Source organism: Sorangium aterium, from assembly GCF_028368935.1.
Taxonomy (GTDB): domain Bacteria; phylum Myxococcota_A; class Polyangia; order Polyangiales; family Polyangiaceae; genus Sorangium; species Sorangium atrum.
Window position 1 is genome coordinate 406859 of the sequence record NZ_JAQNDK010000002.1, and the last position, 26581, is coordinate 433439.

General features: G+C 70.9%; 22 protein-coding genes. 18 read left to right on the forward strand and 4 right to left on the reverse strand.

All coding sequences use genetic code 11. The features are described from left to right. The first annotated feature begins 34 nt into the window (after window positions 1-34). The 5 genes from POL72_RS16405 to uvrA all read left to right on the forward strand — a co-directional run bounded on the left by POL72_RS16405 (window position 35) and on the right by uvrA (window position 6515). Window positions 35-667 (forward strand): OmpA family protein, encoded by a 633-nt coding sequence (locus tag POL72_RS16405; RefSeq protein ID WP_272096293.1) that lies wholly within the window; start codon window positions 35-37, stop codon window positions 665-667. Window positions 668-816: 149 nt separating this feature from the next. Continuing rightward, window positions 817-1680: a DUF2894 domain-containing protein gene (locus POL72_RS16410; RefSeq protein WP_272096294.1), complete on the forward strand. Its 864-nt coding sequence runs from the start codon at window positions 817-819 to the stop codon at window positions 1678-1680. Between the two features lie 13 nt (window positions 1681-1693). Further along, a complete protein-coding gene (locus POL72_RS16415; RefSeq protein ID WP_272096295.1) occupies window positions 1694-2140 on the forward strand; it encodes a hypothetical protein in 447 nt (148 codons plus the stop codon). Between the two features lie 439 nt (window positions 2141-2579). Beyond that, window positions 2580-3350: a Stp1/IreP family PP2C-type Ser/Thr phosphatase gene (locus POL72_RS16420; protein WP_272096297.1), complete on the forward strand. Its 771-nt coding sequence runs from the start codon at window positions 2580-2582 to the stop codon at window positions 3348-3350. Between the two features lie 126 nt (window positions 3351-3476). Further along, a complete protein-coding gene (gene uvrA / locus POL72_RS16425; RefSeq protein ID WP_272096299.1) occupies window positions 3477-6515 on the forward strand; it encodes an excinuclease ABC subunit UvrA in 3039 nt (1012 codons plus the stop codon). On the opposite strand, the gene POL72_RS16430 is transcribed toward uvrA, so the two are convergent. Continuing rightward, entirely contained in the window at window positions 6493-6774 is a 282-nt protein-coding gene (locus POL72_RS16430; RefSeq protein ID WP_272096301.1) for a hypothetical protein, read from the reverse strand. The two genes, uvrA and POL72_RS16430, sit on opposite strands and share 23 nt — an antisense overlap. A 482-nt stretch (window positions 6775-7256) precedes the next feature. Between POL72_RS16430 and POL72_RS16435 the strand changes: the two genes are divergently transcribed. The 8 genes from POL72_RS16435 to POL72_RS16470 all read left to right on the forward strand — a co-directional run bounded on the left by POL72_RS16435 (window position 7257) and on the right by POL72_RS16470 (window position 16057). Beyond that, the gene (locus tag POL72_RS16435) at window positions 7257-8924 is read left to right on the forward strand and encodes an IgGFc-binding protein (protein ID WP_272096303.1); all 1668 of its coding nucleotides are present in this window, start codon (window positions 7257-7259) and stop codon (window positions 8922-8924) included. A gap of 70 nt (window positions 8925-8994) precedes the next feature. Continuing rightward, window positions 8995-9918 carry a DMT family transporter gene (locus POL72_RS16440; protein WP_272096304.1) on the forward strand — a complete coding sequence of 308 codons (924 nt, stop codon included), beginning with the start codon at window positions 8995-8997 and terminating at the stop codon, window positions 9916-9918. 282 nt (window positions 9919-10200) lie between these two features. Then, window positions 10201-11523 (forward strand): phenylacetate--CoA ligase family protein, encoded by a 1323-nt coding sequence (locus tag POL72_RS16445; RefSeq protein WP_272096305.1) that lies wholly within the window; start codon window positions 10201-10203, stop codon window positions 11521-11523. Between the two features lie 289 nt (window positions 11524-11812). Continuing rightward, window positions 11813-12541: a ClpXP protease specificity-enhancing factor SspB gene (locus tag POL72_RS16450; RefSeq protein WP_272096306.1), complete on the forward strand. Its 729-nt coding sequence runs from the start codon at window positions 11813-11815 to the stop codon at window positions 12539-12541. A gap of 56 nt (window positions 12542-12597) precedes the next feature. Next, window positions 12598-13848, forward strand: a complete 1251-nt coding sequence (locus POL72_RS16455) for a branched-chain amino acid ABC transporter permease (protein WP_272096307.1) — start codon at window positions 12598-12600, stop codon at window positions 13846-13848. After that, the gene (locus tag POL72_RS16460; protein ID WP_272096308.1) at window positions 13845-14645 is read left to right on the forward strand and encodes an ABC transporter ATP-binding protein; all 801 of its coding nucleotides are present in this window, start codon (window positions 13845-13847) and stop codon (window positions 14643-14645) included. Before POL72_RS16455 ends, POL72_RS16460 begins: the two co-directional genes overlap by 4 nt. Continuing rightward, entirely contained in the window at window positions 14642-15400 is a 759-nt protein-coding gene (locus POL72_RS16465) for an ABC transporter ATP-binding protein (RefSeq protein ID WP_272096309.1), read from the forward strand. Before POL72_RS16460 ends, POL72_RS16465 begins: the two co-directional genes overlap by 4 nt. Window positions 15401-15682: 282 nt before the next feature. Next, window positions 15683-16057: a DNA-binding transcriptional response regulator gene (locus tag POL72_RS16470; protein WP_272096310.1), complete on the forward strand. Its 375-nt coding sequence runs from the start codon at window positions 15683-15685 to the stop codon at window positions 16055-16057. A gap of 82 nt (window positions 16058-16139) precedes the next feature. On the opposite strand, the gene POL72_RS16475 is transcribed toward POL72_RS16470, so the two are convergent. Next, window positions 16140-17180, reverse strand: coding sequence for a hypothetical protein (locus POL72_RS16475; protein ID WP_272096311.1), 1041 nt, complete (start codon window positions 17178-17180; stop codon window positions 16140-16142). Between the two features lie 517 nt (window positions 17181-17697). Between POL72_RS16475 and POL72_RS16480 the strand changes: the two genes are divergently transcribed. From POL72_RS16480 to POL72_RS16495, 4 genes are all read left to right on the forward strand, one after another. Further along, on the forward strand, window positions 17698-19263 hold the full coding sequence (locus POL72_RS16480) for a glycosyltransferase family 2 protein (protein ID WP_272096312.1): 1566 nt from the start codon (window positions 17698-17700) through the stop codon (window positions 19261-19263). Between the two features lie 319 nt (window positions 19264-19582). Next, the gene (locus POL72_RS16485) at window positions 19583-19888 is read left to right on the forward strand and encodes an integration host factor subunit alpha (protein ID WP_272096313.1); all 306 of its coding nucleotides are present in this window, start codon (window positions 19583-19585) and stop codon (window positions 19886-19888) included. Between the two features lie 11 nt (window positions 19889-19899). Further along, a complete protein-coding gene (locus POL72_RS16490) occupies window positions 19900-20265 on the forward strand; it encodes a MerR family transcriptional regulator (protein WP_272097930.1) in 366 nt (121 codons plus the stop codon). After that, window positions 20246-20908 (forward strand): hypothetical protein, encoded by a 663-nt coding sequence (locus tag POL72_RS16495; RefSeq protein ID WP_272096314.1) that lies wholly within the window; start codon window positions 20246-20248, stop codon window positions 20906-20908. The genes POL72_RS16490 and POL72_RS16495 overlap by 20 nt, the downstream gene beginning before the upstream one ends. Window positions 20909-21168: 260 nt before the next feature. Here the strand turns inward: POL72_RS16495 and POL72_RS16500 are convergent, their stop codons facing one another. Further along, window positions 21169-21786: a single-stranded DNA-binding protein gene (locus POL72_RS16500; RefSeq protein ID WP_272096315.1), complete on the reverse strand. Its 618-nt coding sequence runs from the start codon at window positions 21784-21786 to the stop codon at window positions 21169-21171. Window positions 21787-22029: 243 nt separating this feature from the next. Further along, complete coding sequence (gene mgtE / locus POL72_RS16505) at window positions 22030-23415, reverse strand: magnesium transporter (protein WP_272096317.1); 1386 nt, start codon at window positions 23413-23415, stop codon at window positions 22030-22032. Window positions 23416-24029: 614 nt separating this feature from the next. Between mgtE and POL72_RS16510 the strand changes: the two genes are divergently transcribed. Further along, entirely contained in the window at window positions 24030-26423 is a 2394-nt protein-coding gene (locus POL72_RS16510) for a hypothetical protein (RefSeq protein WP_308738125.1), read from the forward strand. Window positions 26424-26581 lie beyond the last annotated feature (158 nt).

The following is a 26581-nucleotide window of genomic DNA, read 5'->3' on the forward strand; positions in this document are numbered from 1 at the left end:
GTTGTTTGCTGACGTCTGCCGCGAGCGCGATGCGATGTCCCTGACGCCGGCCGAAGACGATGTCCCCGAGCAGGCGGCGGTCTGGCCGGTCTTCGGCGACCTCATGGCCTGTCTCTTCGGCCTCTTCGTGCTCTTTTTCGTCTGGGCGATCTCGTTTCAGGTCGATCTGGCCCGCGATCTCGCGGCCGAGCGCGCCACCCGCGCGACGGAGCGCGCGCGTCTGGAGTCGCTCGAGCGCGCCCTGGCCGGACCGCTCGCCGAGGGACGGATCACCCTGACGGAGGGGCGCATCGGGATCCGCGGCAGCATCCTGTTCGAGCTCAACTCGGCCGAGCTTCAGCCTGCCGGCATCGCGCTGCTCCGCGCGCTGGCCGGCCCGCTCAAGGCCTACCTCGATCTTCATGACGAGCTCATCATGGTGAGCGGTTTCACGGACGACCGCCCGCTCACGAGCTCGTCCCGCGGATATGCCGACAACTGGGAGCTCTCGGCGCAGCGAGCGCTCACGGTGACGCGGGCGCTCGCCGCGGCGGGTGTCCCCGACACATCGCTGTTCGCGGCCGGCTTCGGAGAGCGGCACCCGGTGGCGCCCAACGACACGAGCGAGAACCGGGCGAAGAACCGCCGGGTGGAGATCTCGCCGATCCCGCGGCGAGGCGCGCCCTGATGACATCCACGGCGGATTTTTCGCCGACAATGCCCATGCCCTCCCAACCCGGGTTGGCCGCGTCGCCCCAACCCGGGTCGGCCACGTCGCCCCAACCCGGGTCGGCCACGTCGCCCCAACCCGGGTCGGCCACGTCGCCCCAACCCGGGTTGGCCGCGTCGCCCCAACCCGGGTCGCCCCCGGCCGACGCGCGCCTCGCTGCCCTGCGGGCAGCCGGCGCCCACCGCTTCGACCCGGCGGGCTTCCGCCTCGTCGAGGCGCTCCTCGAGCGCGCTCGCGCCCTCGACGGCGGCGCCCGCGCGCGCCTCGCTGCCCGCGCCTCCGCGCGGCTCGCGGCGCTCGAAGCCGCCTTCCACCGCGCCCGCGCCGATGCCGAGGCCCACCTCCGCGCCCTCGCCGACGCCGGCCTCCCTCACGACGGCGCCCTGGCCGCGGCGCTCGCGCTCGGCGATTTCCCCGCCGTCGTGAGGACCACGCGCCGCCGCCTGCGCGCGCTCGCCGCCGAGCGGAAGACGACCGCCGTCCCCTCGCTCGCGCGCCTCCGCGGCGAGGTGGCCGCGCGCGACGTGCGCCTCCCCGAGCCGCTCGCGCGCGATCTCGCGGAGCTCCCGTGCGACGGCGACGTCGTCGAGCGCCGGGTGAAGCGGCAAGCCCAGGCCCTCAGCAGCGCGCTGTCCACCGCGCTGTTCCACGAGTCGCTGGTGAGCGCTCGCGCCACGCTCGCCGTCGCGCGCGCGGCCGACAACGTGCCGGAGGACGCCGGCCCCTACAACGCCCAGGTGCTCGCCGCCCGGGCGCTCTGCGCCGCCGAGCGGCTCTCGGAGCACTACCTGCGCGCGCTCGTGGCCAGCCTCCAGGACCTCGGCGCCCTGGCCGCCGCGCTCGAGCCGCAGCCCGAGAAGCCAGCGCGGAAAAAGGCCGCCCCGCGGAACACCAGCAGCGACGCTGCCCCTCGCCGACGGCCAGCCCGGTCCGCCCGAAAAAAAGAATCCCTTTTTCGCGGATCGCGTTAGGTAAGTAGTCCCCATGCTTCGCTCGCCAGGCCGATCGCTCGCTTCCCTCGCGCTCTTCCTGCTCGCCGGCTCCTGCTCGTCCTCGCCCGACAAGGTGCAGAGCGGGCCGCTCACGCCGCCGCTCAAGCAGTGCGGCACCGAGGTGGTCAAGCACGGCGACGGCTACAACGGCGCGGCGCGCGAGTGCATCTGGCAGGCGTACAGGAACCACGACCCGTCCGAGTTCACGACCACGCGGTACACCATCGAAGGCGACCCCGTCACCTACCGCCTCGAGGTCACGCTCACGGGCGTCGTGGTCGTCGTGAACAGCAAGGATCGCTACGCGCTCCGGGGCGTCTTCCGCCACGAGTGCCGCAACCTCGAGCGGATCATGCAGGACGGCACCGAGGACCGGCGGTTCGGCTTCGCGCTGAGCGCGTGCTCCGGCGGCGGCGCCGAGCGGTTCGCGGTCCCGTGACGAGGCCGCCGCGCGCCGGCGGCCCGGCGGCCCGACGGGAGGCTGCCCCGAAGCCGCGGCAAATCGAGACGTTGGAAACGGAACGGTGACGGGCGCGCAGCGTGAGGCGCGATCGCGCGCCGCGCCGAGCCCGGCGCGGACAGCCGCGGGCGGGCGCGGCCCGAGGCCTGATCTGGTGGACGCGACCGATCCTTGGCGCGTAGGCTCGCTACGAGCAGTCGGAGCGGGCGGCAAGATGAGCAGACGAAGCACCCCGTGTCGCGCGATCGGTCCGATGAAGGCGCCGGAAGGGTGTGCCGGAAGGGCGTGGATGACGCGATGACGGAAGACGCGCGCCCGTCGTCCGGCAGTCCGGCAGAGCGTGCCTGCGAGCAAGCTGGAGGGAAGCGCCGTGCAGCGTCACCTCGTTTTTGAAGCCGCCGGGATCACCCATCCTGGCATGGTCAGAGACACGAACGAGGACAGCTTCGCGATCCTCGAGCACCGTGGGCTGTTCCTCCTGGCCGACGGCATGGGAGGGCGCGCCGCCGGGGAGGTCGCCTCGCGCATGGCGATCGATACGGTGCGTGATTTCTTCGACGATCCGGACTCCACCTGGCCTGTCGCCGTCGGCGTGGGGCCGCCCACGACGCGGGGCTCGGAGGCGCGCTACGTCGATCAGGGGCTCCCCCTGCTCGTCGCGGGCATCCAGCTCGCGAACGGCCGCATCTTCTCCGCGGCGCGGCGCGACCGGGAGAAGCGCGGCATGGGCACCACGATCGCGGCCGTGCTGGCGCGCGACGGCTTCATCGCCGTCGCGCACGTGGGCGACAGCCGCGTATACCGCCTCCGCGATCATCGCCTCGAGCAGCTCACGCGGGATCACTCGCTGGTCAACGAGTGCATCCGGCTCGGCCACCTCCTCCCCGAGCAGGCGAGCTCGTTCCCGCTCCAGCACGTGATCACCCGCGCCCTCGGCACCGACGAGGCGGTCGACGTGGAGACGCGGATCGACGCCATCGAGGCAGGCGATGTCCTGCTGCTCTGCTCAGACGGCCTGTCCGGCGTGGTGCCGGCGCAAGATATCGCAAGTATCCTGGCGACCCACGCCGATCTGGCCGAGATCGCGTCGCGGCTCGTCAAGCGTGCCAACGAGAACGGTGGTCCCGATAACGTCACCTGCGTTGTCGTGCGCTGGCGCGCTTCGCCCGGCGGCCCCACCAGGCGCTGATCCGCGCGCCCGCCCCGCCGCTCCGGCGGTGTGGGGGCGACAGCATTGCGCTCAGCTCGCCGGTTTTTCCATGGAACACCGCGTGCCGGAGAGCGCGCCACCGTGTTAATGGCGGTGGGGAATCCAATGGGCGCGCGAACGAACGGCTCCACACACCCGCAATCCATCGAATCCCCGTCCCGGAGCGCGGCGCTGAGCAAGCCGGGGAAGGGCAGCTCATCGGGCGCGCGGCGCGCCGGGCCGGCGGCGACGGAGCTCGATCCTGCGGAGCACCACCGGCCGGCGCTCAAGCTCCTCGACGCGGCGCGCGAGCCGGATTTCATCGAGGTGCTCGGATCGCGGGAGCACAACCTCCGCATCGATCGGCTGGAGGTGCCCAAGCGGAAGCTCGTGGTGTTCACGGGGGTGAGCGGCTCGGGCAAGTCGAGCCTGGCGTTCGACACGCTCTACGCCGAGGGGCAGCGGCGTTACGTCGAGACGCTGAGCTCTTACGCGCGCCAGTTCCTGGGTCAGCTCGAGCGCCCGCAGGTCGAGCACCTGCGCGGCCTGTCGCCGACCATTGCCATCGAGCAGAAGAGCGCGTCGAGCAACCCGCGCTCCACGGTCGGCACGATCACGGAGGTCTACGATTACCTGCGCGTGCTCTATGCGCGCGCCGGCGAGCAGCATTGCCACCTCTGCGGCAAGCCGGTGAAGGCGCAGAGCTCGGAGCAGATCGTCGACGAGCTCCTCGGGATGCCGGAGGGGACGAAGTTCGTGCTGTTCGCGCCGCTCGTGACCCACCGGAAGGGCGAGTTCAAGGATCTGTTCGAGGAGCTCCGGGGCCGCGGCTTCGTGCGGGTCGAGATCGACGGGGCGCAGCACCGGCTCGACGAGCTGCCGAAGCTCGACAAGAAGCTCAAGCACACCATCGCGCTCGTGGTGGACCGGCTGGTCGTGCGGTCGGACGAGCGCCAGCGCATCACGGAGGGGGTCGAGCTCGCGCTCCAGGAGGGGCGCGGCGAGCTCCGGGTCGAGCTCCAGGCCGACGAGGGGGCGTCCGGGAAGCGGCGTCGCCCCGACGCCCCGCTGCTGTTCAGCGCCGCGCGCTCCTGCTGCGGCCAGAGCTTCCCCGAGCTCTCGCCGCAGAGCTTCTCGTTCAACAGCCCGCTCGGCATGTGCGGCGCCTGCAACGGCCTCGGCACCCGCCTCGAGATCGATCCGGCCCTCGTGATCCCGGATCCTGCGCTGTCGATCCGGGAGGGCGCCATCGCCCCCTGGGCGTCGGCCATGGCGCGCGGGGAGGGCTGGACGTTCCGCATCATCGACGCCGTGGCCAAGGCGTGCTCCGTCGACCTCGACGTGCCCTGGCGCAAGCTCGGGGCGAAGAAGCAGGAGATGGTGCTCCATGGCCTCTCCGGCAAGCGCATCGCGGTGACGTGGGGGAAGGAGGGGACCGAGACCCACGGCACGTGGGGCATGAAGTTCGAGGGCGTGATCCCCAGCCTGATGCGCCGGTTCCAGCAGTCGTCGTCCGAGTCGGCGCGGGAGGCTTACCGCAAGTTCATGAGCGAGCGCTCGTGCGACGCCTGCGGCTCCCGGCGGATGCGCCCCGAGTCGCTCGCGGTGCGCGTCGCCGGCAAGGGGATCGCCGACGTCACCTCGATGACGGTGAGGGACGCCTACGAGCACTTCGCCCGGCTGGAGCTGCCGGGCAACCGGCAGAAGATCACGGAGGGGGTGCGGCGCGAGATCACGAGCCGGCTCAGCTTTCTCCTGAACGTGGGGCTCGATTACCTGACGCTCGACCGCTCGGGGCCGACGCTGAGCGGCGGCGAGGCGCAGCGCATCCGGCTGGCGAGCCAGCTCGGCAGCGAGCTCTCCGGGGTGATGTACGTGCTCGACGAGCCGAGCATCGGCCTGCACCAGCGCGACAACCAGCGCCTCATCGAGACGCTGCGGCGCCTCAGGGATCTGGGCAACACGGTGCTCGTGGTGGAGCACGACGAGGAGACGATCCGGGCCGCCGACTACGTGGTGGATTTCGGCCCGGGGGCGGGGCATCTCGGCGGCCGGGTGATGGCCGCGGGGACGCCCGAGGAGATCGCGCGTGACCCCGAGAGCGTGACCGGAGCGTACCTGGCGGGGCGCGCGCGCATCGAGGTGCCCGACGCGCGGCGCGCGCCGCGCGGGTGGCTGGAGATCCTCGGCGCGGCCGAGCACAACCTGAGGAGCATCGACGTCCGTTTCCCGCTCGGGGTGCTGCTCGCGGTGACCGGGGTGAGCGGCGCGGGCAAGAGCTCGCTGGTGAACGGCATCCTTTTGCCGGCGCTGGGCCGGGCGCTTCACCACAGCACCGAGCCGGTCGGCGCGCACCGCGCGATCGAGGGGCTCAAGGCGCTCGACAAGGTCATCGCGATCGACCAGAAGCCGATCGGCCGCACGCCGCGCTCGAACCCGGGGACGTACACGAAGGCGTTCGACCAGATCCGCGAGATCTTCGCCGAGCTGCCGGAGTCGCGCGCGCGCGGCTATGGCCCAGGGCGGTTCAGCTTCAACGTGAAGGGCGGGCGCTGCGAGGCGTGCAGCGGCGACGGCATGGTGAAGGTGGAGATGCACTTCCTCGCCGACGTCTATGTCCCGTGCGAGGTGTGCGCCGGCAAGCGGTACAGCGCGCAGACGCTGGCGGTGCGGTACAAGGGCAAGAGCATCGCGGATATCCTCGACACCAGCATCGAGGATTGCCTGCGTCTCTTCGAGCACCACGTCGCGCTGCGCCGCGTCCTGGAGACGCTGGTCGAGGTCGGCCTCGGTTACATGAAGATCGGCCAGAGCGCGCCGACGATGAGCGGCGGCGAGGCGCAGCGCGTGAAGCTGAGCCGAGAGCTCGGCAAGAGCCAGACGGGGCGAACGCTCTACGTCCTCGACGAGCCAACGACGGGCCTGCATTTCGAGGATATCCGCAAGCTGCTCGGCGTGCTCCACCGGCTGGTCGAAGCGGGGAACACGGTGGTGGTCATCGAGCACAGCCTTGACGTCATCAAGTGTGCGGACTGGGTGATCGATCTCGGCCCCGAGGGCGGAGCCGGCGGCGGCCGGATCATCGCCGAGGGGACGCCGGAGCACGTCGCGAAGGTGAAGGGCTCGTATACAGGGCAGTTCCTTAGCCCCCTTCTCCCGCGTTAACCAACGCCTCGCGCCGCGTTCTCCTACATTCGAACGTGGTCGTGGTCGTAAACGTGGTCGTGGTCGTGAACGTAAACGTGGTCGTGGTCGTGGTCGTCAACGGTAGACCGTGAACGACCACGACCACGACCACGACCACGTTCACGTTCACGTTCACGTTCACGTTCACGACCACGACCACGACCACGACCACGACCACGTTTACGTTCACGACCACGTTTACGTTCACGACCACGACCACGTTTACGTTCACGACCACGTTCACGTTGGTGACCGCTGGTGGGGTGGTGGGGGAGGGCTTCGTGCGCTGAGTGCAAACGAACGAGCTTGGCTAACGCCTATGCCCTGCGCAGGCGCTGGCCGCTCGACGATGGATCATCTGGGGCAGAGTGGGGCAGAGAACGTCTGCGACGGCTCACTCCGTCAGGCCTGAGACAGGCGTACTTGTGACTTGCGTCGCCTGCTGACCATCCATTTCAGATAAGCGCGATATTCATTGGTGGCGCCCATAACGGATTTATTCGATCGGCTTGCGCCGCGGCACAAAAGCGCGTAGCCGGGATCGATGGACACCAACGTGTCCAGGAGTGCGCGAGCACCCGACCAGCACCTTCAGCAAAAAAACATCATGATATCTCGCGCCAGCGGGGCTGTCGTACAGGCCCCTGCGCTCGAGATCCGTTGACGGGAGGGCCCATGCAGATCTCGAAGCATGCTCTATTTCTCGGCGTAGGACTTTGGGTGGGCGCCGCCTCGGCGGCGGCGTGCTCCGCCAGCGGCTCGTCGGCGGGCGCCCCTCGGCCCGGGACCACCTCCAGCGCCGGCGGCGGCTCGGGCGGCGACGACGTCGGGTCGATGAGCTCCGGCGGTTTCGGCGACGACATCGGCGCCGGCACCGGGGGCGACGCCGTCGGCCCCGAGCTGGCCGGCGACCCGAAGACGTGCGCGGAGGCCGCCGCGAGCAAGTCCTATATCGGCTGTGACTTCTGGCCCACGGTCACCGCGAACATCGTCTGGTCGATCTTCGACTACGCGGTCGTCGTCGCGAACGCCGGCGACGAGATCGCCGAGGTCGAGGTGACACGCGCCGGCGCCGCCGTGGCGCGCGCCGAGGTCAAGCCCAACAGCCTGAGCAAGATCTACCTCCCCTGGGTGCGCGAGCTGAAGGGGCCCGACGCCACCCATTGCACCGGGGGCGACTCGATCACGAGCTCCGTCCGCGTCGACGGCGGCGCTTACCACCTCGTCTCGACCAGGCCGGTCACCGTCTATCAATTCAACGCGCTCGAGTACAAGGGGGAGGGCGGCCCGTCCGGGAAGGACTGGTCCTCCTGCCCTGGCAACGAGGCGTGCGCGGCCAACGACGGGGAACCCTTCGGCTGCTTCTCCTTCACCAACGACGCGTCGCTGCTCCTGCCGAGCACCGCGATGACAGGCAACTACCGCATCACCGGCCAGCGCGGCTGGGCGGAGGCGGACTTCGGCGGCTACATCGTCATCAGCGGGATCCAGGACGGCACCAGCGTCACCGTGAACGTCGCCCAGGGCGGCTCGGTGGTCGCGGGCGACGGCATCCCCCGGACGACCGGCGGCGGCAGCTTCACCGTCCAGCTCGAAGCGGGGGACGTCGTCGAGGTCCTCGGGCACCCGAGGAGCGACCTCAGCGGCAGCCTCGTCACAGCGACCCGCCCTGTCCAGGTGCTGACGGGCATACCGTGCGTGCAGGCGCCCGTCGGCCACCAGGCCTGCGACCACATCGAGGAGTCCGTGTTCCCCGCCGAGACGCTGGGCAAGCGGTACTTCGTCACGGTCCCGACGTCGCCCGGCGGCCACGTCATCGGCCACCTCGTGCGCCTCTACGGCAACGTCGACGGCACGGCGCTCACGTATCCGTCCGGCAGGCCAGACGGCGCGCCGACCACCATCAACGCCGGTCAGGTCGTCGATCTCGACGTGGTGAGGCGGGATTTCGAGGTCGTGGGAGACCACGAGTTCGCGGTCAGCACGTTCATGCTGGGCGCCGAGATCGTCGACGCTGACACCGAGTCTCGCCAGAAGGGCGATCCGTCGCAGAGCCACCCCACCGCGGTCGAGCAATACCGCTCCAAGTACGTCTTCCTCGCGCCGAGCGACTACGATGAGAGCTACGTCGACATCATCCAGCCGCTCGACGCGAGGATCACGCTCGACGACGCCCCCGTCGACGTCGCGCCGACCCCGATCGGCAACGGCTCCGGCTTCGGCGTCGCGCGCGTCCGGCTCGGCCCCGGCAACGGCGGCGCGCACGTGCTGACCGCCTCGGCCCCTGTCGGCATCCAGGTGCTCGGCTACGGCGCCTACACGAGCTACCAGTACCCTGGCGGGCTCAACCTCGTCGTCATCGCGCCTCCGCCGCCCCCGCCGCGCTGACCGCGCGCGGTGATCGTCGTCGCGCGTCGCGCTGGTTGTCTTTCCCGGTCTCCTGAACTAGCACCCTCGCATGACGGACGAGCCGCGCTCCTCGGCACGTCGCGCCCGCCGCGCCGCGCTCTTCGTCGTCCTGGCCAGCCTCGCCTTCGCCGCGAGCGGCCCGCTCGCCCGCTATGCGCGCCCGGTCCACCCGCTCGCCATCGCCTTCGGCCGGGTCGCCCTCGCCGCGATCGCGCTCTCCCTTGTCGACCTGCGCGCCATCGCCCGCTCGGCTGCCGGCCTCTCGCCGCGCCAGCGCGCCGCCGTCCTCTGCGCCGGCCTCCTGCTCGCCGTCCACTTCGCGCTCTTCCTCTGGGGGCTCGACCGCACGTCCCTCGCCGCCGCGCTCTCGCTCGTCTCGCTCGAGCCGCTCGCCGTCGTGCTCTGCGCGTGGGCGTTCTTCGGCGTCCGCCCCACGCGCTCCGAGCAGGCGGGCGTGCTCCTCGCCACCGTCGGCGCGCTCGTCGTCGCGCGCTCGGCCGGCGCCGGCGATCACCGGCTCTCGGGCGACCTCCTGGTCGTCGGCGCCACCCTCCTCTACGGCCTCTACGTCTCCTTCGCCCGCGCGCTCCGGGACGCGCTGCCAGCGCGGAGCTACGCCGTCCTCGTCTACGGCAGCGCCGCGGTTTTCCTCGCCGTGGCGCTCCCGTTCGCGCCCGGCGCGCTCGAGGGCGTCGCCCCGCCGCCGGCCCACGCCGCCGTCGCCATCGTCGCGCTCGCGCTCGTCCCCACCGTCGTCGGCCACACAGCGGTCCAGATCGCGGCGCGCCGCATGTCCCCGTCCATCGTCGCGCTCGTGTCCCCCGGCGAGACGCTGGGCGGGATCGCCATCGGCGCCCTGTGGCTCCGCGCCACCCCCACCGCCCTCGAGATCGCGGGCGCCGCGGTCATCCTCCTCGGCGCCACCGTCGCGATCCTCGGGTCGAGCTCGTCCGCGGCCACGAGCGCAGGCTGACGCGTCCCTCCCGCGCCGCGGCCCCGGCTGGCGCGCGATGCCCGTCGCGGCGTGAAGGCGTGACAGCGTGTGTCCGTGCAGCGGTCGCGCCGAGCGCTCACCGGCTCTGCCGGGACGGAGCTTGCCCGTGAGCGCCGCTCCGGTCGGACTCCGCGCCACGAACACAGGGATTTCGCGGGAGAGCCGCCCGCGCGCGCTTGACGGTCGATGATTCGAAAGAACGCTTCGCCCATGTATGGTGGGCTGTTTCGAAACATCCTGTTTCCGTTCTACGAGACCCGTTTGAGGGGCAGGGAGACCCTGAAAGACCTGGAGCAGATAGAGCGCTCCCAGTGGCGATCGGAAGACGAGATTCGCGATCTCAGCTTCCGGCGGATGCTCGCCGCCCTCCAGTTCGCCGAGCAGCACGTCCCGTTCTATCGGGCTCGCTTCGCCGAGCACGGCGTGCGCGCCGCCTCGGTGAAGGCGCCGGAGGACCTGCTGCGGTTCCCCGTCCTCACGAGGGCCGACCTCCGCGCCCACGGGCAGGACCTCCTCGCCGAGGGCTTCGTCGGCCGGCTCTATGCGAGCGGCACGGGCGGGTCCACGGGGGAGCCGGTGCAGTTCCGCTTCGACCACCGCACGTACGAGCGCCGCATCGCGGCCGCCATGCGGTCCGACGGGTGGGCGGGCGCCCGGCTCGGCGACCGGGAGCTCCACCTGTGGAGCGCCGTGCTGGTCAGCGAGACGCTCGCGAAGAAGGCCAAGCGCTCCCTTCACGAGGCCATCCTCCGCAAGAAGATGGTCTCCGCCTTCGACCTGTCCGAGCGGCGCCTCGCCGCCTTGCTCGACGAGATCGCGCGGTACCGGCCGCAGCTCATCGTCGGCTACGCGAGCGCGCTGTACCACGCGGCGCGCTACGCGCTCTCGGACGGCCGCGCGCTCCCCGCGCCGCGCGGCATCGTCACCAGCGCAGAGCGGCTGTTCGCGCACCAGCGCGACGCCATCGAGCGCGCGTTCGGCGCGCCGGTGTTCGATCGGTACGGCTGCCGGGAGCTCATGCTGATCGCCGCCGAGTGCGGGCGGCACGCCGGCAAGCACATCAACATGGAGAACGTGTTCGTCGAGCTGATCCGCGACGGGCGGCACGCCCTGCCCGGCGAGGCTGGCGAGGTCGTCGTGACCGACCTCGTCTGCCGCTCGATGCCGCTCATCCGCTACAAGAACCAGGACGTCGCGATCGCCGCCGGCGCGCCGTGCGCCTGCGGCCGCGGGCTGCCGATGCTCGCCTCGGTCGAGGGCCGCGTCCTCGACCTGCTCGTCGGCCCCGACGGCGAGCTGCTCGCCGGGGAGTTCTTCCCGCACCTCATCAAGGACCAGCCGACGATCGCCCGCTACCAGGTCTACCAGGACCGGCGGCGCGCGCTCACGGTCAAGCTCGTGCCGGGCAAGGGCTTCCAGCCCGAGACCGCGAGGCTCATCGAGCGCGTCGTCCGGCAGCACCTGGGCGAGCGCGCGGAGGTCCGCGTCCAGATCGTCGACGACATCCCCCTCACGAGCGGCGGCAAGCACCGGGTCACCCTCTCCGAGGTCCCCGTCCAGCTGGGCCGGGGGCGCGCAGCATGAGCGTCGCCGGGGTCGGGCGCGGGCCTGCCGCGCCGCGCCGCGCGGCGCCCCCGGCGACGCTGGGCTGCCCGGGGCCTCGAGCGGCGCCGGCGCCGGCGCCGGCGCCGGCCGCGGCCACGCCCCACGCCAAGCGCGGCGCTCACGGTCACAGCGCGCTTTCTACAGATCTGCTGGAGCGCCTGGCGGCCGGCGCGCCGCGGCCTGCTCACCCGTCACGGTCCTCGGCGCGCGGCGTCCCCCGAAGCGCTGGCGGAGCCGCGCGGTCCGGGGTATTGGGCAGAGCAGTACGATGTCCGACGTGCAGAGACCGCTTCCGCCGAAGAAGGACGTCGCGCTGGCTCTCCTCGAGCGAGAGCCGAGCGTGTTCATCCACCTCGATCCGCGCCGGCCCGGTGTCTCCGTCCCCAAGTGGTTCACGGGACAGCCGCAGCTGATCCTCCAGGTCGGCATGAACATGGCGATCGCCATCCCCGACCTCAAGGTGGACGACGACGGGATCAGCTGCACCCTGTCGTTCAACCGCGCGCCCTTCTGGTGCCGCTTGCCGTGGCACGCGATCTGGGCGCTCGTGAGCGAGGACCAGCGCGGCATGGTGTGGCCCGAGGACATCCCGGCCGATCTCGCCGCGCAGAAGCAGCAGCGCCCGGCCGTCGCCCCGCCGCAGAAGCCCGCCAAGAGGCCGCGCCCCCGGCTCGCCGCCGTCGCGCCCCCCAGCAGCGACGAAGAGCGGAGCGACGAGGCGGCGGACGAGGCGCGGGCGCGCGACAGGGCGCGCCCCCAGCTCGAGGCCGTGGAGGCCGGCGAGCGCCTCGGCGCGGGCGAGGCTCCGGCGCGGGACGCCGGTGCGGCCGTGAGGTCGCTCGCGCCGGTGCCGGCGCCGGCGCTCGCGCCGGTGCGGTCCACCGAGGAGCGCGAAGACGACGAATCGGGGGGCTCTGGTGAGCCCGAGCCCAAGCCTCGCCAGGGAGCGGGCAAGCCGAAGCGGGAACTGCCCCCTTATTTGCGGGTCATCAAGTAACGCTACTGACGCTACTGCTTGACGGTGCGGCTCGGCCATTCCAACTCTGGCCGGCCATGCCTCGACCGTTGCAGCGCGTCCTCACTGCGCTCCTGCTCCTCGGCGTCGTCGTCGCCCTCGAGTTCGGCTTCGAGACCCTGTTGCCGGACGCCGCCTGGCGGCAGCTCGCCCTGTTCGCGATGGTCAACGTCATCGCGGCGCTCTCGCTCAACGTCATCAACGGCATGGCCGGCCAGTTCTCGATCGGCCACGCCGGCTTCGTCGGGATCGGCGCGTACACCGGGGCGGTCGTCGCCGGCAACCTGCACCAGCACCTCGGCGGCGGCGAGCCGCTCTTCGGCAACTCGTTCGTCGTGATGCCCGCGGCGCTGCTCGCGTCCGGGCTCGTCGCGGCCCTCTTCGGCCTCGTGGTCGGCCTGCCGAGCCTCCGGCTGCGCGGCGACTACCTCGCCATCGTGACCCTGGGGTTCGCCGAGATCTTCCGCCTGACGATCGCGACGGCGACGACCGGCGGCCCTGACCAGGGGGCGCTCGGCAAGCTCCTCGGGGCGCTCGGCGGCCCGATCGGCTACGCCGGGCCCGACGACACCGGCGTGCCGCAGTACGCCGGCCCGTTCTGGATCTTCGGCGCCGTCGTGATCGCGACGATCCTCGCCTGGCGGCTGAAGTTCTCCGGCTGGGGCCGCGCGCTGCGCGCGCTCCGCGAGGACGAGATCGCCTCCGCCGCGGTGGGCGTCGATCCGACGCGCTACAAGGTCACGTCGTTCGTCATCTCCGCCGCCGGCGGCGGCATCGCCGGCGCCCTGCTCTCCTCGATGCGCGACGGCAACCCCACGGTCCAGCCGGACCAGTTCACGTTCAACTACTCGTTCGACGCCATCACGATGGTGATCCTCGGCGGCTCGGGCAGCGTCTCCGGGGCGATCCTCGGCGGCGTGTTCGTGACCTTCACGGTGAAGCTCATCGAGCAGCTGCAGGGCCTCGACAGCGTCCTCGCGCTGAAGGCGGCCTACCCCGCGCTCGATCTGAACGCCCTCAGGATGGTGCTCTACGCGGGCATCCTCATCGGGCTGATGGTCCTCCGCCCCGAGGGCCTGTTCGGCGAGCGCGAGCTCTTCGGCCGGCGCTGGTCGCGCAGGAAGCGCTCCCCGGTGGGCCCGGCCGAGCCCGTCCCCGCCACGACCGGCGTGGAGGTGGCCGTCGGGCACGGGGGCGCGCTGCCCAGCCCGGGCGCGCCGCCGGACGAGCCGCCGCCCGGCATCACCGTCGGCCGCGAAGGCGCGCCGACCGGGAGGGAGCTCGAGTGAACCTCGATCTGAAGCACGTGACCAAGCGGTTCGGCGGCCTGCGGGCCGTCGGCGGCGTCTCCTTCACCGTGCCCGAGCGCTCGATCTTCGGGCTCATCGGCCCGAACGGCGCGGGCAAGACGACGGTGTTCAACCTGATCACCGGCGTCTACAAGCACGACGAGGGCGCGATCCGCTTCGGCGGGACCGACCTCGCGCCGCTCCGGCCGAGCCAGATCGCGCGCCTCGGCATCGCCCGCACGTTCCAGAACATCCGCCTCTTCGGCCAGCTCACGGTGCTCGAGAACGTGCTCGTCGCCTGCGAGAACCTGCGGAGATCCACGCTCGCCTCCGCCCTGCTGCGCTCGCCGTTCTTCTACAAGGACGAGCAGGAGATGACCGAGCGCGCCCTCTCGCTGCTCTCGGTGTTCAAGCTGGAGGAGATGGCCGACGAGATCTCGACGTCGCTCTCGTACGGCAACCAGCGCCGCCTCGAGATCGCCCGGGCGATGATGCTCAAGCCGAGGCTGCTCCTGCTCGACGAGCCGGCGGCGGGCATGAACTACGGCGAGGCCGAGGGGCTCAAGCAGCAGATCCGCTGGCTGCGCGACACCTTCGACATCACGGTCGTGCTGGTCGAGCACAACATGCAGGTCGTGATGGGCGTGTGCGAGGAGATCCACGTCCTCGATCACGGCGAGACCATCTCGCACGGCACCCCGGAGGTCGTGCGCAGGGACCCGAAGGTCCTCGCCGCGTACCTCGGCGAGGAGATCGACGACGAGGCGGCCGGCGCGGCGGCGGAGGAGCCCGCATGAAGACATCGCATCCGACGCGGCAGCCCCCCTCGGTGGCCCCCGGCGACCCCCTGCTCGTCGTCGAGGATCTCGCGGTCAGCTACGGCGGCATCAAGGCGCTCAAGGGCGTCAGCCTCGAGGTGCGGCGCGGCGAGATCGTGGCGATGATCGGCGCGAACGGCGCCGGCAAGACGACCACGCTGAAGACGATCGTCCGCCTCCTCCCGATCGCCTCCGGCCGCGTCCGCTACGACGGCAAGGACCTCGCGTCCGTCTCGACGGAGGAGCTCGTCGCGGCCGGCGTCTCGCTCGTCCCGGAGGGGCGTGCGATTTTCTCGAACCTCAGCGTCCGCGAGAACCTCGAGCTCGGCGCGTGGTGCCACAAGCACGGCCCCACCATGGCGGAGACCGTCGACGACGTGGTGAAGCTCTTCCCCCGGCTGGGCGAGCGCATGCACCAGCACGGCGGCACGCTCTCCGGCGGCGAGCAGCAGATGCTCGCGATCGGCCGCGCCATGATGGCGCGCCCCGCCATGCTGCTCCTCGACGAGCCGTCGCTCGGCATCGCGCCGCGGCTCGTCGCAGACATCTTCGAGTCGATCGCCAAGATCGCGGCGTCGGGAACTACCGTACTCCTCGTCGAGCAGAATACCCGACTGGCGCTCAAGTACTCGATGCGCGCCTACGTGCTCCGTACTGGGCAGATCGCCATGAGCGGCGAGTCGAAGGACCTCGCGGCGAACGAAGAGATCCGCGCGGCCTACCTCGGCGGCTGATCCCGCCGCTCCCGCGTCGACGCGTGTCGGCGCGCCGCGAATCCCCCGGACGGGTCGCAGATCATCGCGGATCGCAGCGGATCGCAGCGGATCGCAGCGGATCGCAAAAGAGACAGGCGGAAAGCGCTGGTGTTTCAAGCGCGTATCAACGCATCGCGTGATGCGCTGAGGCGCGATTGATATCGCTCTTTGCCGAATATGGAGTATGGTCACTGTGAGCCAGGCCATGAAGACCTGGTTTTCACAGCGGCGGTCAGCGCCGGCCGCTGACGGGGGATACCCATGGAGATTGAGAGCACGACCCGCGTTCTGGTGATCGATGACGACGCCAGCAACTCCCAGCCGCTCGTCCACTTCCTCTCATCCCGGGACTACACGGTGGAGACGTGCTGCGGGCTCGGCCATGCGCGTGACGTGCTTGCCCGCTGGCGTCCTCATGTGATGGTGCTCGTGCCGCGGGAGGAGGCGGAGCTCCACAGCGAGATGGAGCAGCTCCGCCGCATGTCGCCGCGCGTGCCCGTCGTGGTGCTCACGCCCGCGGCCGGCCCCGAGCTGATCCTGGACATGGAGGCGTTTGCGCCCACGGTGCCCGCGTGCCCGTCGCGCGGCCTCGCGTACATCGAGTCTGCGGTGGCCGACGCCTCGGCCATGGGCTGAGCGCGGCCAGTCGCGGGCCGGGGCCCGCGCTCGCCGCGGGCCTGGTCCCACCCGCGGCAGGCGCCCATCGCAGCGGCTCGCCTCAGGCGGACGGCTCGATCCCGTCCGGCAGCCCGTCGAAGAACTCCTCCACCACGGACGCGAGCCAGGCCCGCACCGGCCCGGTCGCACACACGCTCCTCACGACGGGCCAGAGCGCATCCGCGAGCGCGCCGACGTCGAGCTCGGGCGCGATCCCGAGGCGCCCCAGCGCCTCGCCGAGCGGCTCGCCCGCGTGCGCCGCCACGAACGCCGCGATCGCCTCGCTGGTCCGCGCCCGGACGGGCCGATCCCGGAGCAGCTGCGCGGCGATGTCGGCGCCGAGCTCCTCGGCGATCGCCGAGCTCTTCGCGTCGAGCTGACCGACGAGCGCGCAGATCTCCTGCTCCAGCACCCACGTGGCGACCTGCTTGCGCAGGCCGACGAACTCGGGCGTGTCGCCCTTGGCGACGAGGAGGTCGTGCACCTGGCGCATCGCCGTGCGCGAGAAGCCCTGCAGAAACCGGCGGATCTCCGGCTCGAGCCGCCGCTCGAACTCGCCCCGCATCGCGCCCATCGTCTTGCCGACCCCGCCGAGGCCGAAGGGGGCGACCCGCTTGAGGAGCGCCGGCAGGCCCCACTCGGCGAAGAACGGGTTCACCTTCTCGGAGAATTCCATCAGCGTGTCGTAGAGGACGTCGCGCATCACCGCGTCGAGCGCCGCGCTCTCCAGCACCTCGCGCACGAGCCGCTCCGGCACGATCTTCGGCTGCTCGAGGATGCGATCGAGCTTGTCGCGGGCGCCCTCCGGCAGGAGCTCCTTCCCGCGCCGCCGCTCGGCGCGCGCCGCCTCGACGAGCGCCGCGAGCGCCGCGGCGGCCGCGGGCCGGACCGCCCGCCGGAGCGGCTCCTCCGCCGCAAGGGCCTCGAGCGCGCGCCCGATCGCCCCCGCGTCCACGAGCTCGCCCAGCGGCGTCGCGAGCAGCGCGGCGAAGCCGGCGGGCAGCCGCTCCCGGAAGTCGCGCGCGGCGGCCTCGGAGACGAGCCGCGCCTCGAGGAACGCGATCTGACGAGCCTTCAGTTCATTAAGTAGCGCCCGATCCATCGGGGAACCGATAGCCCCGAGCCCCCGCTGGTGCCAGGCGCAGATGACCCCGGGCCTCCGCCGACGCGGCACGCGGCGCGCGGCGCGCGGCCCCTGCCCGAGCCTTGAAATCGCGCAGTACTGTGAATCTGCCCAGCGGGTGAGCACCCTACTCATCGAACGTGGATTCGGAGGAGCCTTACCAAAAACACCTTACTTGGAGCTCCAGTGTCCGGGGACGCCCTGAGTCGCCGCGCCGCTCGCGCACGTGCGTTCGCGAGGCAGACCTGCGGGCAGCGCCGCGCGCCCGGGCGAAGCGGGATTGTCGGCGATTGTCATTTTCCGCGGGGAGCGACTCGGGCCGAAGTCAACTTTGCGCACCTCGCGACAGTGAGTTGCAACGAATTACAAGTGCCTGACAACTTCGGATCCGGCGGATGGTACGCGTTCGTTGTCTGCCGGCGCCTGCAGGGGTGGAGATCGGCGCTCTCGCCCGTTCCCACGGCTGCACGCAACCCGCCGGCGGTAGGTGCTCGCGATGCTCTCCCTGCTGCTCTGTGTCCTGTACTTCGGCGTGCTGCTCGGTCTCAGCGCCTACGGCCTGCACCGGCTGCACCTCGTGGTCCTCTGTCGCCTGAACCGCGCGAAGATCACCCGCGCGCAGGAGGTCGCGGCCCTGACCGATCGCGACCTCCCGCCGGTGACGATCCAGCTCCCGCTCTTCAACGAGTCGACGGTCGCGGCGCGGCTGCTCGATGCCGTCGCGAAGATGGACTACCCGCGCGACAAGCTGGAGATCCAGGTGCTCGACGACTCGACGGACGAGACGCAGGGCCTCGTCCGCGCGCACGTCGAGCGGCTGCGCGCGCAGGGCCTCGACGCGGTGTACCTGCACCGCGTGGATCGCGTCGGCTACAAGGCGGGGGCGCTCGACGCGGGGCTCAAGGTCGCGAAGGGCGAGCTGGTCGCGATCTTCGACGCCGACTTCATCCCGCAGCCGGACTTCGTCCGGTCCATCGTCGGCCACTTCGAGGACCCGACGGTCGGCATGGTGCAGACGCGGTGGGGCCACCTGAACCGCGACGTCTCGATCCTCACGCAGGTGCAGGCGCTCATGCTCGACGGCCACCACCTCGTCGAGAACCGCGCGCGCTTCGGCGCCGGCCTCCTGTTCAACTTCTCCGGCACCGGCGGGATGTGGCGCAAGGACGCCATCCGCGAGGCCGGCGGCTGGCAGCACGACACGCTGACCGAGGACCTCGACCTGTCGTACAGGGCGCAGCTCGCGGGCTACCGCTTCATCTACCGCGAGGACGTCGTCTCGCCGGCGGAGCTCCCCGAGGACATCTCGGCGCTGCGCGCGCAGCAGTACCGCTGGGCCAAGGGCACGGTGCAGACGTCGCGCAAGCTGATGGCGACCGTGCTGAGCGCGAAGCTCTCGGTCGGGCAGCGGATCGAGGCGTTCTTCCACCTCACGCCGCACTTCGCCTACCCGCTGCTGGTGCTGCTGAGCGTCCTCCTGCTGCCGGCGCTCGTCCTGTTCCCCGCGGCCGACACGCTGACGATGGTCGCCATCGATCTGCCGCTCTGCACGGCGACGACGGGGTCGCTCGCGGCGTTCTACATGCTGGCCGAGACGGCGCAGGGCCGCTCGCGCTGGGGCGCGGTCAGGCGCCTGCCGATGCTCATCGCGCTCGGGACGGGGCTCGCGCCGTACCTGTCGAAGGCCGTGATCGAGGGGCTCCGCAGCATGTCCGGCGAGTTCGTCCGGACGCCGAAGCAGGGCGACAACAAGGGCCGGTACAAGGTCCGCACGGACCTGCCGATCACCGAGGCGATGCTCTCGGTGCTGTCGTGCGGCGCGGTGGTCGCGTCCGTGGAGACGGGGCACTACTTCGCCACGCCGTTCGCGGTGCTCTTCGCCGTCGGCTACCTCTACGTGGCGGTCCTGGTCGTCCAGGAGCAGATCGTGCGCCGCCGCGATGCGACCTCGAGCGCGCCGGTCGTCGGCTGGAGCGACGCGCGGCCGAGCGAGGCGGCCGTCGTGGGCGCCTGGTCCCGGCAGTCGACGAAGGAACGCCACCTCGGCGATCTTGCCGTCTGAGCGGATCGTCGCCGCCGAGCCCAGCCAGCGCCCGCGGTCGCGCCGGTGGGCCTGCCGGATCCCTGGCCGCCGGCTCGAGGGTGCGAGGTGTGGGGCGCTGCTCGTGTCGTCGCGGGTCCGCTCCGAGCGCCGCGCTGCCCGGGGGGCTCCACGAAGCGTGCCTGGTGTACATCGGGCGAAGCCTGCGTAACCCCCTAGACCTCACCGACGCAGGCTGGCATTCTGCCCTCCAGGCCGGTCGGGGGACCGCACGCGGCTTCCTGAACGGTCTTCAGGGGTTGCGGCGCGTCCCCCCTTCTGCAAGGGCGATGGGGGTGTCATGACGAAAGCCGAAATCGTTCAGGCGGTCTACTCCCGCCTTGGGGGGTTCTCGAAGAAGGAATCTGCCGATCTGGTGGACCTCGTGTTCGAGACCATGAAGGAAACCCTGGGGCGCGGGGAGAAGATCAAGATCTCTGGATTCGGCAACTTCGTGCTGCGCGACAAGCGCCAGCGGCAGGGCCGCAACCCGCAGACCGGCGACCCCATCCTCATCACGGAGCGCCGGGTCCTGAACTTCAAGGCGAGCCAGATCTTGAAGCAGGTCCTCAACCCGCGTGAGACGGCCTCGGCGGCCGAGGAGTAGACCGCTTGGCGGTGCGCGCGCAGCTTCCGGCGAAGCTGTACTACCGGATCGGCGAGGTGGCCGGCATCGTGGGGGTCGAGCCGCACGTGCTCCGGTACTGGGAGACGGAGTTCCGCTCCATCCGCCCGCAGAAGTCGGCGAAGGGGCAGCGGGTCTACAGCCGGCGCGACGTCGAGACGCTCCTCAAGGTCAAGGAGCTGCTCTACTCGCACCGCTTCACGATCGCGGGCGCGCGGCGCAAGCTGCGCGAGGGCGGCATCGAGCCGCCGGCGCCGGACGCGGGCGCGAGCCACGAGGAGGTGCAGCGGATGCGCACGGCCCTCGTCGAGATCCGGACCGAGGTGCTCGCGCTGATGGATGAGCTCGAGCGCGTCTGAGCTTCACGGCGTGGCGCCGGGCCTCGGGTTGCGCCTTGCGTTGCCGGCCGGGGCGAGCGAGGCGCCGAAGGAGGCGCTGCCCGCGATCGACGTCTCCGCGATCCCGGGGGCGAAGGTGACGCTCCTGCGGGGCGTCGAGGCGGATGGGCTCTCGCTGCGCGCCGTGTGCGTGACGGCCCCGTCGCGGCAATGGGTGACCGGCCTGGAGGAGCTCGTGCTCGATCGGGCCTCGGGGCTCGTGCGGGGGGGCCTCGGGGTGGCGATCGAGCGGTGGGAAGCAGGGCCGATCCACGCGCAGTCGCAGCGGTTCGAGCAGGCGTTCGAGGGGGCCGGGAGGGCTGGTGCGCGCGCGGTGGTGATCCGGGGGCAGCACGTGCTCGGCTTCGCCGGGAGCGAGCACGACGCGGCGCTCTGCAGCCTGGCCTGCCTCGAGCCTGCGCAGGGGGCGGGCGCCCGGTGCGGCGCGCTGCTCGGGGCGACCGCGTTCGAGGGCACGTTCGTGGCGCCGCCTGAGCCGGGGCTGGTCGTGCGGATGATCTTCCTCGCCGCGGAGCAGCCCGTCGCCACGACCGCGGCGCTCGGAGTGCTCGCGGCGGCGGGGGTGACCGTCCTGCTGGCGCGGCGGCCGCGACCGCGGCCCTAGGACGGGGAAGAGGGGCTCGTGGAGAACTGCCCGGCCCTCGGAGAGGGTGCTCGTCGCGCGGCGCACGCAGGGCCGAACTCGCCTTGGACGCTTTGTCTCCGGCGCGCTGCGCACGCCGGAGACAAAGCGTCCAATGGGCTCAGACAACGGCCCTGCGTGCGCCGCGCGACGAGCACCCTCTCCGAGGGCCTGACGGTATTCGAGATGTTTGAAGAGAGAGGCGTCGCCGGGGTGATCACTCGGCCGGGCAGGGGGAGCGATCAGAACGGGATGTCGTCGTCGTTGCCGCCGCCGTAACCGCCGCCGCCGAAATCGTCGGGCGGAGGACCGGGATCCTGCGCAGCCGGCGCGGGGCGACCACCGCCGCCGCGGTTGTAGCCGCCACCCGCCGGGCGGCCTCCGCCGCCGCCGGCGCCGCCGCCACCGTAACCGCCGCCACCACCGCCACCGCCGCCGCTGTAGCCACCGCCACCACCACCACCGTAGCCACCGCCGGGATCCGCGCCGAACGCGCCTGCGTCATCACCGGCAGCGCCGCGACCGCGGGCCCCGCCCGTCAGCAGGACGTTGTTCGCGATCACCTCGGTCTTGTAGCGCTTGTTGCCATCCCGGTCGTCGTAGCTCGACGTGCGGAGCGAGCCCTCGATGAAGATCGAGGAACCCTTGCTGAGGATCTTGCCCAAGGCCTCGGCGCGCTTGCCCCAGATCACGACATTGTGCCAGTCCGTCCGTTCTTTCCGGACCTTGTCGCGGTCCAGGTACGACTCGGTCGTCGCGAGCCGCAGGTTCAAGACGGCCTGACCTCCCTGGGTGAACCGGAGCTCTGGGTCGGCGCCCAGGTTGCCGAGCAGCATTACGCGATTCAAGCCTTCGGCCATCGTCACTCCTTCCCTAGGAGGGGCTCAGCGCACGCTGCGCTGAACGAACGTCGCCTGCTTCACTCCCCCATGGGGGCCGACGCGTCAAGGGTCGTGGCGCGCCGAAAAGCACGCGGCGCGCCCGCGCGGCGGGACCGGCGTGGGCCTCGGCACGGGCGGCGCGGCGTCGCTCGAGCGCCGCTCGATCACGGTCCGATCGCCGTCCAATTTCGCCCGGTTCCGCGCAATGCCGCGTGATTCCGCTCACCCGCCCGCTCCGGCTTGCGCGAGGAGGTCGGACAGGAAGAGCCGGGCGATCGTGAAGTAGAGGAGGATCCCCAGGACGTCCACGAGGCTCGCGATGAACGGCGTGGAGCTGGTCGCCGGATCGAGGCCGATGCGCCGGAGGAGGAGGGGGAGCATGGCGCCGACGGTGCAGCCCATGAGGACGATCGCCATCAGCGTCGCGCCGATCGTCAGGACGAAGCCGGTGCCGTCGCCCCAGAGCCAGACGCGGAGCATGCCGATGGCGGAGAGGATGAGGCCGAGCACGACCGCCTGGCCGAGCTCGCGGACGAGGACGCTCGCCCAGTCGCCGACGCGCAGATCGCCGACGGCGAGGCCGCGGATGATGAGCGACGACGACTGCGAGCCGGAGTTGCCGCCCGTGGAGATGAGCAGCGGCACGTAGTAGGCGAGCGTCGCGACGGCCTCGAGGTCGTGCTCGAAACGCCGGAGCACCTCGCCGGTCATGAACTCGCCGACGAACAGCACGGCGAGCCACGGGGCCCGCTTCTGGATGAACGTCCAGAAGCTCGTCTTGAAGTAGCTGTCCTCGATGGGGCCGACCGCGCCGAGCCGCTGCATGTCCTCGGACTGCTCCTCCGTGAGGACGTCCATCACGTCGTCGACGGTGATGACGCCCAGCAGCTTGCGATCCGCGGAGAGCACGGGCAGCGCGTTGAAATCGTACTTGGCCATGGTCCGCGCGACCTCTTCCTGATCGGTCTCGGGGCTGACGGCGAAGACGTTCTCGGTCATCACGTCCGCGAGCCTCTCGGACGGCGAGGCGAGCAGCAGATCGCGCAGCGACACGACGCCGATGAGGTGCCCGCGATCGGAGACGATGTACACGTAGTAGATGGTCTCGGCGTCCTCGCCGACGGCACGGATGCGCTCGATCACGTCGGCGACCTTGAGGTGGATGCCCACCGACACGTAGTCGGTGGTCATGAGGCCGCCGGCGCTGTCCTCGGGCCACTTGGCGAGCTCCTCGACCTCGGCCGCGGCCTCGGGGTCGACCTTCTCCAGCGTGGAGAGCAGCGTGCCGCTGACCTGGTCCGGGAGGGCCTCGATGAGGTCCGTGCGGTCGTCGGCCGCCATCTCGGAGACGATCGGCGCGATGCTCTCGATGCCCATCTGCTCGACGAGCGCTTCCTGGGTCTCGCCGTCGAGGCGCTCGAAGATCGGCGCGGCCTCCTCGGCCTTGAGCGCCATCAGGACCTTCGCCGCTTCGGCGTCGTCCAGCAGGCCGATGAGGTCGGCGAGATCCTCGTCATGGATCTCGTCCAGCAGGTCGGACAGCTGCGCCGGATCCTCGGTGAGCAGCTGCCGTACCTCCGGGACCATGGCGAGGGCGACGCGCAACATGCCCGGGCACTGACCACAACTCGGCCCTGCTGGGAAGCGGCAAACCCCACCGGCGCCGGGCCCGCGAGCAACCCACCCCCGCATCGACCGAGGTTGGGTTGCGGCGCCGCGGCCGACCGAGGTTGAGCCTCCCGCGACCCCCGGTCGCGAGCGATGGAGGCCGGTCTCCCGGGACCGTGAACGGGTGATTTGCACTACAGTGATAAGTGAACTTTCTCTATTGGCCGACCCGTGTCGGGGACCAGGTCGGGAGCCAGGTCGACCCAGGTTGAGGAGCGGGTCGCCTACTGCGTTGGCTGTCGCGCAATCAGGTTGACGTCGCGGCGGCCCGCGGGGCATGGAGGGTACGGCGCTGCGGCTGCGGCATCTCGTTTGCTACGGCACCCCTTCGCGGGGTCGAGCGGGGCCGGCCGGGTCGAATTGACAGCCTTCCGGTCGGGTCCCTAGCATCGGGCTCCCGTCGAGCCGTGGATCGCCTGCGGAAGTCGGTCATGGGCCCGTGGACGGCGGGCCTTTTCGGTGGCTTGACCGCCGCGCAACTGGATCGGTGGTCGAAAGGAAAGTCGAATATGACGCGGATAGAGCGTGAGAGCAGGCGCCCGTGGAGGGGCGCGGTGAGGTTCGCCATGGCGGGCCTGCTGATCGCGGGCACAGGCAGCGCTTTCGGATGTCTGAGCCGCCCCATCGCCGAGAACAAGCCCCGGTCGACGTCGACGATCGTCGAGCGGCTGACGCAGAGCTCGGTCGACAAGATCGATCTCCTCCTGGCGATCGACAACTCGGGCTCGATGGCCGACAAGCAGGCCATCCTCGCCACCGCGATCCCCGACCTCGTCCAGGGTCTCGTCAACCCGCGCTGCATCCACAAGGACGGCACGATGGCGACCACGGTCGCCTCGCCCAACACGCCCTGTCCGCAGGACTACAAGCGTGAGTTCGAGCCGGTCAAGGACATCCACATCGGCATCATCAGCTCGAGCCTCGGCGGCCACGGGTCGGGCGCCTGCCAGGGGACGACGAGCGCCTCGAACGTGGACATGGCGCACCTCCTCGCGCGCCGGAGCGAGACCTCCACGACGAACGACATCCCGACCTACCTCAACCTGGGCTTCCTGGCCTGGGACCCGGATCAGAAGCTCGACGGCGAGCCGAATCAGCCGGATCCGAACGACGGCGAGGCGGACATCACCGCCGACTCGAACGCCGACCTCAACGACACGTCGCTGGTCAAGCAGCTCACCGATATGGTCAAGGGCACGGGGCAGACCGGCTGCGGCTTCGAGGCGCAGCTCGAGAGCGTGTACCGCTTCCTCGTCGACCCGGAGCCCTACGAGACGATCGGCATCGACGCGGACGAGAACATCGTCGTCACCGGCGAGGATGCCGTCGTCAAGAAGCAGCGCGCCGACTTCATGCGGCCGAGCTCCCTCCTCGCGATCATCATGCTCACCGACGAGAACGACTGCTCGATCCGCGAGGAGGGCAAGAACTACCTCGTGGCAGAGACCGGGCCGGGCTTCCGCCTGTGGCGGCCGCGCGCCGAGTGCGCCACCGATCCGGGCAACAAGTGCTGCAGGTCGTGCAGCCAGAGACAGGAAGGCTGCCCCAAGGACGACGCGTGCACGGGCCCGGACGGCAACGCCGCCAGGCTGACCCCCGCGGAGGATCCGGTCAACTCTCGCTGCTGGGATCAGAAGCGCCGGTTCGGCTTCGACTTCCTCTATCCGATCGACCGCTACCGGCGCGCCTTCACCGAGGCGCAGATCCCGAACCGCAAGGGCGAGCTGGTCCCGAACCCGATCTTCAGCGATCCGAACCCGGACGACCTCGACTCCAACGTCCGCGATCCCGGGCTCGTCTTCTTCGCCGGTATCGTCGGCGTGCCGTGGCAGGACATCGCGCGTCAGAACGCGCAAGGCCAGCCCGACCTGCTGAACGGCCTCAACCAGGACGGCGAGCCGGTCGGTGGGTTCAAGAACTCCGACGAGCTCAGCGCTCCGGTGGGCGGCGCCGCCAGCGCCTGGGAGCTCATCCTCGGCGATCCCGCGAAGTACCAGGCGCCGAAGGATCCCTTCATGGTCGAGTCGATGAAGCCTCGCTCGGGCACGAACCCGATCACCAACGACACGATCGTCGGGCCGCAGGAGGCGGGCTGGAACACCATCAACGGCCGCGAGTACACGATCCCGGAGGGGAGCACGGGGGACCTCCAGTACGCTTGCATCTTCGATCTCCCCCAAGACGCGGTGAAGACCTGCGACGGGCAGGCTCAGAGCTGCGACTGCAGGGCGGTGGGCGGTCAGGCGACCGACAACCCGCTGTGCAGGCCCGAAGCGGGGAACGATCAGGAGGATCCGGAGCCCAGGTCGACGACGCAGATCAAGGCGAAGGCCTACCCGGGCCTCCGCGAGCTGCAGCTGATCCGGGAGCTCGGCCCCCAGGGCATCGTCGGCTCGGTGTGCCCGCGCCAGCTCAACAACGACGGCGCGGCCGACTACGGCTACCGGCCGGCGATCGGCGCCATCATCGACCGCCTGAAGACGGTGCTCGGCGGCCAGTGCCTGCCGCGCACGTTGACGCCGCACGACAACCAGCAGGTCTCCTGCCTGATCCTCGAGGCGCGCAACTCGCAGGGCCAGTGCAACTGCGCGGATGAGCGGATGCCGGGGCGCCTCGAGGTGACGGGCGAGCATAAGCCCGCGAAGGACGAGGTGCTCTCCCTCGACATCGCGAAGGCCTCCGGCTGGGACTGCGTGTGCGAGATCCAGCAGCTCGAGGGCATGAACGAGGGCGAGCCTGCCTACGAGTGCAGGACCAACGTCGGCGACAACGTTGAGTCCGGTGGCCAGCCGGTGCACGGGTGGTGCTACGTCGATCCGTCGATCCGGCTCGGCGACGCCGCCATCGTGGCCGACTGCCCGTCGACCGAGCAGCGCAAGATCCGGTTCACGGGCAAGGGTGAAGCCCAGCAAGGGGCCACGCTGTTCATCACCTGCTCCGGCGAGTAGGCGGCGTCAGCGGGCGTCAGCTAGCGTCAGCTAGCGTCTGATTGAGCCCGGCGCGCGGGGTGCGATCGTGAGATCGCGCCCCGCGGCGCTTTTGTGGCGCTTTGCGGCTTCAGCGCGGCTCCGGCGAGCCGGCCGGCGGAGCGCTCGGGGGGACCTGC